General features: G+C 61.6%; 6 protein-coding genes and 4 pseudogenes. 6 read left to right on the top strand and 4 right to left on the bottom strand.

The features are described from left to right. The 6 genes and pseudogenes from AC04SG_RS30745 to AC04SG_RS30720 form a co-directional block, all read left to right on the top strand. Positions 1 to 5123 (top strand): shikimate kinase (locus AC04SG_RS30745; RefSeq protein WP_488554100.1); only part of this gene is annotated, 5123 nt, incomplete at its 5' end. A 13-nt stretch (positions 5124 to 5136) separates the two neighbouring features. Beyond that, positions 5137 to 5574: pseudogene (locus tag AC04SG_RS30740) on the top strand (Ulp1 family isopeptidase); the annotation flags it as partial. Positions 5575 to 5625: 51 nt separating this feature from the next. Then, positions 5626 to 6863 (top strand): annotated as a pseudogene (locus AC04SG_RS30735) (AI-2E family transporter); the annotation flags it as partial. A gap of 271 nt (positions 6864 to 7134) precedes the next feature. After that, complete coding sequence (locus AC04SG_RS30730; RefSeq protein ID WP_488554099.1) at positions 7135 to 8127, top strand: hypothetical protein; 993 nt, start codon at positions 7135 to 7137, stop codon at positions 8125 to 8127. 426 nt (positions 8128 to 8553) lie between these two features. Continuing rightward, positions 8554 to 8931 (top strand): c-type cytochrome, encoded by a 378-nt coding sequence (locus tag AC04SG_RS30725; RefSeq protein WP_488554098.1) that lies wholly within the window; start codon positions 8554 to 8556, stop codon positions 8929 to 8931. Next, positions 8918 to 9385, top strand: a pseudogene (locus tag AC04SG_RS30720) (hypothetical protein); the annotation flags it as partial. The gene AC04SG_RS30725 and the pseudogene AC04SG_RS30720, both read left to right, overlap by 14 nt. A 78-nt stretch (positions 9386 to 9463) precedes the next feature. On the opposite strand, the pseudogene AC04SG_RS30715 reads toward AC04SG_RS30720, so the two are convergent. The 4 genes and pseudogenes from AC04SG_RS30715 to AC04SG_RS30700 form a co-directional block, all read right to left on the bottom strand. After that, positions 9464 to 9898: pseudogene (locus AC04SG_RS30715) on the bottom strand (ThiF family adenylyltransferase); the annotation flags it as partial. Between the two features lie 4 nt (positions 9899 to 9902). Then, entirely contained in the window at positions 9903 to 10205 is a 303-nt protein-coding gene (locus AC04SG_RS30710; RefSeq protein WP_488554097.1) for a hypothetical protein, read from the bottom strand. Further along, complete coding sequence (locus tag AC04SG_RS30705; RefSeq protein WP_488554096.1) at positions 10202 to 10594, bottom strand: hypothetical protein; 393 nt, start codon at positions 10592 to 10594, stop codon at positions 10202 to 10204. Before AC04SG_RS30705 ends, AC04SG_RS30710 begins: the two co-directional genes overlap by 4 nt. 34 nt (positions 10595 to 10628) lie before the next feature. Continuing rightward, the gene (locus tag AC04SG_RS30700) at positions 10629 to 10904 is read right to left on the bottom strand and encodes a hypothetical protein (protein WP_488554095.1); all 276 of its coding nucleotides are present in this window, start codon (positions 10902 to 10904) and stop codon (positions 10629 to 10631) included. Positions 10905 to 11507 lie beyond the last annotated feature (603 nt).

The following is an 11507-nucleotide window of genomic DNA, read 5'->3' as shown; positions in this document are numbered from 1 at the left end:
AAGCGGCGGCTTGTCGCGAAGCTACAGCCACGATCGCCGGTGAGGTGCTTCGCCGTGCCGACCAACTCTCTGAATTTACTCCGCAGAACCTGGCTAACCTGGCAAACGGCTTCAGCAAGTGGCCGGAACAGGCGGGTTGTCGCGAGGCCGCAGCCATGATCGCCGGTGAGATGCTTCACCGTTTTGACCAACTCTCCGAATTTACTCCGCAGGGCCTGGCGAACCTGGTGAACGGCTTCAGCAAGTGGCCGGAAGCGGTGGTTTGTCGCGAGGCTACAGCCACCATCGCCGGTGAGGTTCTGCGCCGTGCCGACAAGCTCCCTGGCTTTAATCTGCAGGAACTTTCGAACCTGGTGAACGGCTTTAGCAAGTGGCCGGAAGCGGCGGCTTGTCGCGAGGCTACAGCCACGATCGCCGGTGAGATGCTTCGCCGCGCCGACGGGCTATCTAATAATCTTATCCCTCAGGACTTAGGCAACTTGATGAATGGGTTCAGCAAGTGGCCGGAAGAAGGGGCGTGTCATCAGGCGACCATAGACCTCGCGCACCGACTCGGCTCGGCAAACCTCCGCTTCGGGGCCTTCACCACACCTACGCTCAGTATGATCGCCAATGCTCTGGCGCGGGAATGCCAGAGGGGAGAGGACGCCGGAGAGATCAACGAGACCGCTCTGCTGAAGGACCGGCTGCACAAGCTCGCCCACCACCTTCACTATGCCACTGATCGCCTGGAGCAGGCCAACGCTCTGACGATCGCCAACATTTTCAAGGCGCTGGCCAAGGCCCGGCTGTTTGACGATCTCGGATTGCTCGCACGCACGGGGTTGGTTCGCCTTCAGGAACTGCATCGTGCGCCTGGATTTGCCGCCGAGAATAACCTGGAAACCGTGGGCAATCTGTGCGCCGCTGTGCTGCCGCTGGCGCGCAGCGCGCACAAGCAGCTGCGCTGGCATCGCAGGCAGGCGCTCAACCTGCTCAACGATATCCAACCCGTCGTGGAGCAAAAGATCCAGGCGCACCTCAACGCAAACGATGCCGAGCGGCGCCGTGGACCGTGCTCGAGCCGTTGTCCCGCCCTGTCGATCTATCAAGTGTTGAAGACCCGTGCGGTCCTCGAGAGGCTCTACAGACGCCCCTATGTCGAGGGCGACAGGTTCGGTTTGCGGAACAGGCAGCAGGAGTTGCAGCGGGAGACCAGAGGCATCCTGGACCGCACCCGCGATCTTATCGAGCGCGATCTTTCCAATATGAGCTGGAACGTGATCGCGGATATCGAGGCCGATAACCCGCTGGATGCGATAGATTCATTCCTGGAGCAGAATGCAGCAACCGTCCACGCCCAACATCCTGCATCGGTCTTCGACGTGCATCAGGTGTTGCGAACCATGGATCACGAGCCCAGACCGCCGCAGGGCGATGCCGGACTGATGCGGTTGCCGGTCGTTGATATGCGGGGGCAGCGCCTCGCCACGGAGGCCGAGACACGATATTCGGTTTTTCATCGCCTGACCTCGGGGGCGGTGAAGGTGGTGGCGGTGCAACTGCCGGGAAAGCCCAGCACCTTCATGCTGACGCGCACGCTCACCGTCGAGGGTGTGCCGTACCGCATGGACCTGTTCGGCGGCAGCAAGTTGAAGCCGCCGAGATTGACGCTGGCGCAGATCGCGTCACGTCCGCCCGGTGGGCGACTCGAGCCGTCCGGAGGGAAGCTGCTGGCCATTCCCTATAGTGACACGGCAGCGGGCACCGACTTCGAGAGGCTGTCGCGCGCCTGGGCTCCGTTCAAAGAGGCCTATTATTACACGCAGCGCCGGGGGTTCGCCGCGCCACCGGCCATTCAGGGTCTGGGGCCGCACGACTACGCCCTGGAAGGCGCCTTCAAACTGTTGCTGCTGCCGGACCGCCCTGTGGGCGAGGCGCATCCTTTCCAGCTGACTGGGCCGAAGGGACCGATCGCCCTGCAGCCGCATGACGGCTGCGGCTTCATCAAGGCCTCGCTGGCCGCGCTGATGCCAGCTGTTCGCCGGGCCGGTTCCCAGGACGGCCCCGATCGGATGACCGCCTTTGCCGAGGGAAGGAGATCGTCCGTTCCAGCCTCGGCACTGCAACATTATCCGCGCAGCGAACTGGTGGCGGAGGAGACCTGCGAGAAGGCCAGGACCTGGCTTGAGAGCCAGCAAGGGCGCGCGTTGACGTCCGAAGAGCTGTTTCGAACCGTGACGACCGGACATATCGACGGTCCCGGCGCGGTTGCCGTACCGTCCAGTGATGGCCGCGTCCATGTGCCGAAGCTCAAGAGCGAGACGTTGACGGGCAGGGATGGCGTGCTTATCGGCCGCTCGCCCTATGACAAGCCCAACCTGCGCCCGTTTCCCGCCGGGCAAGTCAGGTCGGCGGCGGACGCGGACCCGACCGCGGCGTTCCTCGATCAGTGCGTAGCCATCCAATACAGTTTGAATGTCGCCGAGAAGCCCGGCAAGGACCTGGCGGCCGACGCTCCGACCTTCTTTGCCAAGGGCATTCTGATCGTGGTGCCGGACGCGATGTGGCCGGCCGACTTCGCCGACCGTGGGCTGGTGATGTCTGCCGAGGACGTCAAGTGCCATTCGAACTGGACTACGGGCAAGGACCGCGCCAAGGCGGACACGCCGCTCGACTGCGTCGGCGTCCTGCAGGCGACGGAGGTGTTCGCTCCCGGCTCGCTGGTTGCCGTGCCGACCGGTGAACAGAAGAAGCTCGATGGCGATTTCGACGGCGACACGGTCGTTATCGTCGGCGACCGGCCGCAGCTTTATGAGCATGTGCGTCAGTTCGATCAAAAGGAGCAAGCGCGCGGCGTGCGCTCACTCAAGCCGGCCAAGTCGCACACTCCTGCCATCGACGGCGAGCGTTACCAGTTCAGCCGCGCCAGCCAGATCCTCGCCGCCACGCAGAACGTCCTGGAAACCTATACCGGCCTGCAGCGAAGCTTTCTGGCGCAATCACATGAGGCGCGCCACTGGTTTGCCGAGCGGGCCATCTTTGGCACCTACGAGGGCGTCAACCACGAGTTCAGGCACGGCCTTCGTGAGCTGTTGGACCAGGAACAGGCGAGCCGGCAGGATATCCAGGACAAGCTCGACGCTGCCAGGCACGAGATCGAGATCGCCAGGCATCCGGTCGCCCGCGAAATGGCCGCTCTGCTCATTTCCGCCCTGGAGGCGTGGGCGGTCGAGCCGGATGCGCAACGCCGGCCCGAACCAGTCGAAAGCGTCAACGACGCTAACCCGGGGCTCAGCGCGGCACTGTGCGCGCTGTTCCCGGATCTGGCCGAGGCCTATGCGGCAACTGCCCAGCCACGCGAGCGCGTCCAGCTCTTGCTCAACCACTATCCCGCGCGCATCGATCCGCGCCCGGATGGCTACAATCCCGACGACATCGTCGAAAGCGCAAACAATCTCCTGAGCCTCGGCGTCAAGGTCGGCACCGACGCCTATAAATCCGATACTGGCGCCCGCCTCTTCATGAAGAAGAGCGCAGAGCTGCAGCGGCTGCTGCATCAGACGCCGGGCCTGAAGGCCGTGCCCTACGTCAAGGCTCTGGCGATGACCCTCAACCAGGGCTGGTTCGATGTCGATGCCACTTTGGGGGACCTGAAGGGCAATCCCACGCTGGCGGCTTCAATCATGGAAGCCTCGATCAAACTCGTTGCGCAGCAGGGCATCTTGCCCAAACCGTCTGGGCCGCACCTTGGCAGCGCGGACGGCGCTACGATGACGCTGAGCCGCGAGCAGGCATCGCAGTGCGCCACCATCGAGGCTGCCCGCGCCAGGGAGGAAGAAGAGGAAATCACCGCGGCAGCGCTTAGCGTGGCCGCCAGCCTGGCGACAGCCGGCATCCAGGTGGACCTGCCTCATATGAGGCACCGCTTGAGATCGGAAGCCTCCATGACCGATCATCTGACCGGCATGAGCGCCCCGAGCGGCAGCGATGTGCAGCTGCTCAGCAGCGCCGTGCGCCATGTCTTCGAAATCCCTGACAAGGATTTTACGCGCGCCTTCAAGGCCGCCATGCTGGCCTTCGAGGAGCGCGGCTACACCGAGCTCCAGACAACCAACTGGTTCAGATTGCGCGATCCGAGCTTCGTCGGCATCCAGAGCGTGCTCGCCACGCCGGATGGGTACCGCTTCCAGCTGGAGTTCCACACGCCAGGCAGCTACAAGGCCAAGATCGACAGTCACGACACCTACAAGGAGCTTTTCGAGCTGCAGCAGCAAGCCGGCGCCGATGGACTGGAGAAGGCCAAGGAACTGGTCGAGCGCGTGCGGGGAACCTGCAAGCAAGTTGCGATCCCCGATGCCGTCATGGACATCCCCCACTGGGGAGGCGAAGAGGGGACGACGGGCAGAACCAGTCTCGCCAGCTTTGGGGTGCGCAGCGTCGAACAGCGAAATCCCCAGACCGCCAGGTCACCTGTCGCAAAAGAGATCTTTGCCGCCCTCAATGGACGGCCGGTCGTGCTGGTTGGCATGCCGGGCGCGGGCAAATCCAGCATCGGTCCCATTTTCGCCAGGCGCCTGGGGCTGCCCTTCGTCGATACCGACAAAATAATCCAGACCCAGGCCGGCAAATCGATCTCCGAGATTTTCAAGACCGACGGCGAGGCGCATTTCAGGGAGCTGGAGGCAAGTGTGATCGCGCGTCTGCTCGAGGCCGGCCCCGCCGTGATCGCCACCGGGGGCGGCTCGTTCAACGATGCGCAGAGCCGCAGCCTCATCAAGGAGAAAGCGGTGTCGATCTGGCTCAATACCAAACTCGAAGTGATCGAGAAACGCACCAGGAAAGATACCAGCCGCCCGCTGCTGCAAGGCCCCAACCCACAGGACAAGATTGCGAGACTGTTGAGCGAGCGCCAGCAATTCTACAAAGAAGCCGATATCGAATTCATTCCACCCGAGAAACAGGATAGAAAGAACGCCAAGCCATGCGTGGAGAGTCTGCACGCCCACCTGTGCTCACAGGCGGGCGCCGCCCCTGGCCCTGGCGTAGAGGACGCCGATCGGCTGCCTGGGCCGGCAGCGCAACCCACCGCCCCGGCGGGACGGGAGCCGGACGGGCGCTTTCTTCCCACCCATCACGCCTAGGTTGCGCAGACGCATGAACCCGCCTCTGGCTCGGGCAGCGCACTGCAGGGTCGGCTGGCGCTTGGCCCACAGATTGGCTGACCGACGACCAGATCAACGCGGATTACAGGCTCCTGGACCAGGAGTTGCAGGCACCCTCTCCGGATCTGGCCGCGCGGACGCCATTGTCGTGAATGCCGTCGTAGCTCATCATCTGCGCTTGGCCGCTGACCGCGATGCGCCAGGCGCATTCCAAAGCATCGTCCACAATCACAATGGCGAGGATACCGCCGACTTCCTGTTCCCGCCAGTCAACGATGCCAATGCCGCCGATCCTGATAGCGGCAAGCACTGGTCGCTGCTGCTGGTTGATCGCCGCGAGCGGGCAAGGCTCGTCGCCTATCACTACGACTCCCTGGGGGAATACCACCGCGCCATTGCCACGCAGTTCGCGGCAAGGCTGGGCACCGACCCGCAGCCGGTGCGCATGGCGCGGCAGCGCAACGGTTATGATTGCGGCGTCTACGCCGTACCGATTACCATCGGGCTCTGGATCCTCGGCATTCCCAATGCGCTGCTGTGGGGATTGCTGGCACTGGCGCTTCGCTTCGTTCCCTATATCGGCCCGGTCATTGGCGCGCTGCTGCCCTGTTCCTGGCGCTGGCCGTGGCGCCCGGCTGGTCGCTGGTGCTGTGGACCGCCGGGCTGTTCGTGGTGATGGAACTGATCACCGGCAACGTCATCGAACCCTGGCTCTATGGCTCGCGCACGGGGGTCTCGCCATTGGCCATCATTGTCGCGGCGATCTTCTGGACCTGGCTGTGGGGCCCGCTCGGCCTTGTCCTGTCGACGCCGCTCACCGTCTGTCTCGTCGTGCTCGGCAGACACGTGCCGCAGTTGAATTCCTCGATGTGCTGTTCGGCAACGAGCCGGTGCTCGAACCCCATGCCAGGCTCTACCAGCGGCTGCTGGCCGGAGATCCCGACGAGGCCACCGACCATGCCGAGGAGATGCTGGAGGAGAAATATCTTGGTCGAATTCTACGACAAAGTTGCCATCCCGGCACTCCTGCTGGGGCGAATAGGACCGCGTGCGCGGTGTGATGGGCGATCAGCAAAGGCGGCAGGTGGCGGCCAGTGCCCAGACACTGGTGGCAAATCTCGATGACAGCGCACAGGAAGAAGCCAACGAGGAAGATGACCCGAGCGTGGCCGAGGACGCCAGCACGGATGCTGCAAAAGAGGCAGAAGGAGAGGGCGAGGACGGCACCGAACTGCCCGATGGCACCGACATGTCGGTGCTTTGTGCCGGCGGTCGCGGCGAACTCGAGGATGCCGCCGCCGCCATGCTGGCGCAGGTGCTGGTAGTCCAGGGTGCGACCGTATCGAAGGCGAGCTTCGCAGACATGGAACCGGCGAGCATTCGCCGCCTCGAACTCGAGACTGTCGATTCGGTCGTGGTCGGCTTCCTGAACCGGGATTCCGTCAGCACGCTCGCTTTCTGGTTCGCCGGCTGAAGCGCGCCAAAGCGGCGCTCAGGGTCGGAAACGTGTTCTGGGCGGAGACCGGCAACGACGACAAGGAGGCAGCCGCCAAGCTGGCCGCTGACCTGAACGCGGATTTCGTGTCGCATGGCATGGTCGACGCCGTGTTCGGCGCCTGGTCGAACGATCCGCCGGTTGTGCTCAAATGCGCCGTTAAACGCCGCATGCGCCGTCGGCTGCCGGCCCGCAAGAAAGTGCCGCTAGCGGTTGCAAACTGAGCGCGGAGCAGGGCGAAAAGAGGCTTCAAAGATAGCCTGGTATCCATTCCGCGGTCGGATACGCATCCAATCCCGCTGGAAAAAGAAAGAGCCCCGAAAGGGGCTCTGCTATCTCGCTGTATTGCTTTAGACTCCGACCGCGTCCTCGCGAGTAGGCACAGCCCCCCAAAGGGCATCGTGACCAGAGTGCGAGTAAAATGCCGCTTGCAGCCGGATAAGTCAAGCACTTAAAGGATGCAATCGCAATTCTTGATTAAGGCGAATGCCGAAAATGCCTCACGCGCGCACCCTACGTGAACTCCTCGAGGACGCCTTGCAGGCAACCCCTCCGGCAGACCAGATCGATGTCATAGGCCGTTTCATGCCAGGTTCCAACATCGAACTTCTCCGTCACTCGCTGAAGGAGCTTCGCGCCGTGGCAAAACGGAAGGACCAAACGGATCTGCCGACCCGACTTCACAAGGTGTACCATCGCAAGCTGGCAGAACAGGCTAGTCTGTATCCCATCCTGCACATTTTTGAATCGGCATATAGGACGAAACTTGCCTTTTGGATGGAAGATCAGTTTCGCACCATGCGTTGGTGGCTTCCCCATCTGGCGAGGTTACGCGAGTTGGACAAGCTGGGTAGGGCCGACCAAGTGGAAACGATCAACAAGATTCCGATCACCCATGGGACAGGCAGAGTGATCGAGAACCTCATCAAGAACGTGGAGGGAGATCGGCTGGATCGAGGCATCCTCGACAATGCCACGGGTCACGAAGTCCTGAGCCTGGCGAAAATGTCAGATGTCGAAGAGCTGATTCATGAACAATGGGCGGTGATAAAAGGAAAGCTTCCCGCTGTGCTCCTTAATGGCTCCCCGCTGGACGAAGCCGTCTTCAAGGGAAAGTTTAAGCGGGTTCGAGAGGCCCGAAACCAAGCCTATCACCACCGCGAGGTGGTCAAGCGGAACGAAATAGCAGGCGTTGCGGAAGAGCTCCTCGACCTGATTGACGTACATCTCTGCTCGGCACTCGATTTCGTTACCCATGCCGGAGTGAAAGGCCCAAAGGCAATGGTCCAGCGCGCTGCGCGCCACATAAGCTTGGCTGATGGCCTGATCCAGTTCGAAGTCGAATGTATGCATGAAAAGCGAGATCCGACGCGCGTGCAATTGCAGGCGACGTCTGGAGGAGACGCAATCGCAAGGAGTCTGGCTGCGTTAAGCGGCGATGACCGTACCAAATTGATGGCCGTTTCAGTGGTTCGGAACACTGAATGACAATGCGCTTCGCCGCGAAGACAATCGTTGCTCCTCGGCATGCCCCGCGAATGCGCGGACCCTTGGGTCGTTCGACTTCCTGAACCTTCGGCAGCGCACTATGTCCGCATTTCCGAACGTCGCGGACATCCGGCGATGGTTCCTTTTTTTCCAATGAAATCGGCGGTTTTTTCGGTTGGCACAGGCGTTGCAAGCCCTTTGCGACAACAAGCTGGCCGACGTCGGTCGCCGCCAAATTACTGAGGGGAGGAGCGTTTGCCGCCGCAGGGATGGCCATAGCCGTGGCATTGCCAGTGCAGGCACAGGCCAAGGCTGCCCCCGGCTTGGCACTCGTGGAATATCCGTCGAACAGGCTGGCCAATGCCGCTGACCAGAAGGCCAACGAGCCCCTCGACGTCATCGTATGGAAAAACGGAGAGTTCCCGCATGAAATACCTGTTCGTCGGCGCCACAATGGTTTTGGCGTTACTGCCTCCGGCCGCCCAGGCCCAGGATATCGAGGCCGGAAAGACCGTCTTCAAAAAGTGTGCCGCATGCCACAACGCTGATACCGACGCGAACAACTTCGGGCCAACCTTGAAAGGCGTTGTAGGCCGGACAGCGGGAACCGTCCCTCGCTATTGGTATTCGAAAGCCATGATGGATGCCGGTGCCGCGGCACTCGTCTGGGATGAGCCGAACCTGACGGAATATCTGGCCAATCCCAAAGCGAAAGTGCCGAAGAATAGAATGGGGTTCCCTGGCCTCAAGAATCCCGACGACATCAAAAACGTTATCGCCTATCTCAAGAGTGTGTCAGGTTAGAAAAACCTTAGGCCGTTGCGTTTCGAGAACAACGCAAGGGAGGTGCGCTCGTGTTTCACGCCGCGAAGCCCGTTTTGAAAGCCGAAACTGCTCTGCCGGGCAGGGTGGCGAAGCTATCCCGTTCGAGACGGCGGTAGCCAAAGCCGTCGCGCTCGCCAAACCTGTTCGATACAGGGAAACAGTCTCGCTTGCCGGAGCATTGGGACGGGTTTGCGCGGCCGATATACACTCGCCTATTTCGCTGCCTCCGTTCGACAATTCGGCGATGGACGGGTTTGCCGTTCGAACGGCGGATTTCGATGGGGAGGAGCCTTGGACCTTTCGCGTGGCTGGGCGGGTGGTCGCCGGCGATGTGCGCGCTCTCGAGAACCTCGACCCACGAAATGCACTTCGAATATTCACGGGAGCACCCGTTCCGTCGAGCTTCGATGCCGTGGTCATGCAAGAGCATTGCGAGCGAATTGGCGACACCGTGACGGTGTACGAGCGGCCCCGTCGTGGCCGTCACATTCGGGCTGGTCGTCGCCGTGAAGTCGCCCTCGCACGCCTTTTCAAACCATACAGCAATACGTGCCATCAGCTCCGAAGCGGTATAGTCGCCGCGCACGTCCTGCCATGGCCTGTCATCTACGCAAAGGATGCACGGGAATCCCTCGGGCACTAGGTTCTGGTGAGGGGTGTCGGGGAAGTCGGGCCGTGACACCGCGACGAGGGGAGGAGCGGCGTTGCCCGGCCAGAAGCAGACCGAGACAGTCTCGGCGGGATTAATGGCGTAGACCGGGCGCTGTGGCACGCCAAGGTCGATCTCGAAGGAAACGATTTCTAAGTCCTTTACTGGAAGCCTGTGGCATCCGATCAAGCGGGCGAATTCGGTGCACGCCTTTGTAACGTGGTCCGCAAAGGCGATGGCCAGCGGGATGGCGAGGCCATCCCAGCCGACCGGTTCGCTCCCTTCGGGCTGCCACATGCCGTCAGCCCGCCCGCGTGGTGCTAGCTGCAGCTATGCTGGCGACGCTCGGTGCCGCCGTCATCGTTACCCCAACGCCCGTCGAGGAAATCTTCAGCTTAATCGGCTTCGGATTCGACTGGGTCGGCGTTTCCATCGTGACCTTGAACTGCCCGTTCGAGTCTTTGATGATCTCCTTGTAGTAGTTCGCGGCCTGCCTGTGCGGCGGCTGCTTGTCCTCATCGTCGGCAGTGCCTTTCGCCGGGATAGGCCAGCTCGGCGAGACGATCTCCCGCTGGCGCGCAAGCTCCTCAAACAGCCACTTCACGTCCTCAACGGGTTCGGTGATGTCTTCGCCCTTTTCGGGAGACAGGGACTTGTACGAACAGTGGTGAAAGAGAGCACGTCCCAGTGAAGACGATGCTCGTTGCCGTGCTTCTCGATCCTCGAGGCCGTCGTCTGTGCGCCAGCGAATGGGCTATGCACGAAGAATTCCGCTTGACCCGCGTCCCACTTCGAGAAGCCCGGCACGAGTTCTCCAGCATTGACTATGCAATCCGCACGGTCCTCCACGGTCAAATTCCATTCGGCGAGGTACTTAGCGAGGTTGGCTGGGCGCGAGAACACCTTGACGCCATATCCTTCCTTCAGGCGGTGGCGAGCCTCCGAACGGATGGTCCACGCGTCGCCTTCGAGATCGGTTTCGGTGATCGCCACCGCCGGAACCCAAAGCTCGTCAATCTTTACGCGGTCAGTGCAGAATCCGGGCATGGTCGAACCAGAAGAAGTCCCGAGCGCCGCAGATGTGGTCGTCGTCGAGATGGGTGAAAGCCACCACTCGGAACGATTCACGTTCGGCATCATCAAGTTCATCTCGGAGGGCCTTTGGCAGGTCTATGCGCTTGTCGTTCGGATCCTCCGCGCTGCGCATGTTTGCGTAGTCCATCAGGACGAGATCGTCGTTTGCCAGGCGGATCAGCGTCGTGTCAGCGTTCCCGAGGGGGACAAATGTCAGGTATGCAGTCATCGTGACGTTATTCCTTCTGATCGAGGAAGCTTGAGCTGCATCTCTCGAGTGTTGCCAATTTGTTCCTGCTCGTTCTTCCGGGCGCCGAAGCGCCCGGGTTTATTTCGCTTCCCGACGGTCGCCGGAGGGTGAGCCAACTTCGAATGTCGAACGAGCCATCTATCATGACGTTGAGCGAGATTCAGTGGCGCGTCAGGGCCAGGGTGCGCGCACACTCAAGAAACTGCCTGGTTTTTGTGCCGCCCCAGATGTCGCGTTTGTCGCACGATCCCTTCCTTCCCACCCTTTTAGTTGTCCGAGAGCGGCCGTTTAGCCGCTCCAGGTACACAACATTGGCTTTCAGGTACCAACTTTGGATGTGGCACCACCAAGCCGAACAGTCCCCGTGTCGCGGACGCGACAAAGCTGACCGCACGTGTCGGTTGCCAGACGTTCTCCTAGCAATAATGGACAGGTAGTCATCCACTGCACAGGTCCCAGTGCTGCCTGGCCATTGCTTGGTGAGGGCCATCTGGCACCAATCCGGCACGCAACTTGCTCGGATGATGCGAGGCGTGAGCATTGCGTCACGGAGCTCAGCGATGATTGATCAGTTTCTCAGCT

This window comes from Mesorhizobium sp. CNPSo 4684, from assembly GCF_057784315.1.
The sequence above is the reverse complement of the archived record's forward strand: the minus strand, read 5'-3'. Positions and strand labels throughout refer to the sequence as shown.